General features: G+C 72.7%; 1 protein-coding gene. It reads left to right on the top strand.

Going from position 1 to position 962, the window contains the following annotated elements; all coding sequences use genetic code 11:
- Nucleotides 1-944, top strand: a 944-nt coding sequence (locus tag AC2W7M_RS26305) for a complex I subunit 5 family protein (protein WP_486136122.1), incomplete at its 5' end; no start/stop codon positions are given.
- Nucleotides 945-962: the final 18 nt, after the last annotated feature.

Here is a 962-nt window from a genome sequence, read left to right on the forward strand (position 1 = left end):
CGGCGCTGGTGGCGGCGGTGGCGGTGCCGCGCGGCATGTCGGTGCTGGTCGCGCCCTATCCCTTCCGCTTCACGCTGGCGCTCGACGGCACGGGCGCGCTGCTGCTGGGCGGGGCGGCGCTCTTGTGGATCGCGGCGGGCGCCTATGCCTGCGCCTACATGCGCAAGGACCCGGCGCGCGGCGCCTTCGCCGCATGGTGGGCGCTCACCATGGCGGGATCCTTCGCGGTGTTCCTGGTGGCGGACGTGGCGAGCTTCTACCTCGCTTACGCCCTCGTCAGCTTCTCCGCCTTCGGCCTCGTGACCCACGACGACACGCCGGAGGCGCGGCGCGCCGGCACCCTCTATCTGGCGCTGACGGTGCTGGGCGAGGCGTTCCTGATCGCCGCCTTCGTCATGCTGGCGTCGGGCGCGAGCGAGGCCAACCCGCTGATCCGCGACGCGGTGGCGGCGCTGCCCACTTCGCCCTTCCGGACCTCGATCGTGCTCCTGCTGCTCGCCGGCTTCACCCTGAAAATGGGCCTGTTCCCTCTGCATGTGTGGATGCCGCTCGCCCATGCGGTGGCGCCGGTGCCGGGTTCGGCGGCGCTCTCCGGCGTGGTGGTGAAAGCGGGCGTGATCGGCCTGCTGCGCTTCCTGCCCGACGGCGTCGCTTTGCCGGGCTGGGGCGAGGCGCTGACCGCCATGGGCCTCTTCACCGCCTTCTACGGCGTCGCGCTGGGCGTGACGCAGACCCACCCCAAGCGCGCGCTCGCTTATTCCACCGTGAGCCAGATGGGCGTGGTGGGCACGGTGATCGGCGCGGCGCTCGCCTCGGGGATGCCGGGCGCCTTTCCCATCGCCGCCTTCTATGCGGTGAACCACATGCTGCTGAAGGGCGCCATGTTCCTGGTCGCCGGCCTCGCCATGGCGGCGGCGCCGGCGCGGGCGCGGCAGCGGCGCTGATCGCCGGCCTGTCGGGCT

The sequence above is a fragment of the Xanthobacter sp. BG11Y11_SDJG genome (assembly GCF_057364445.1).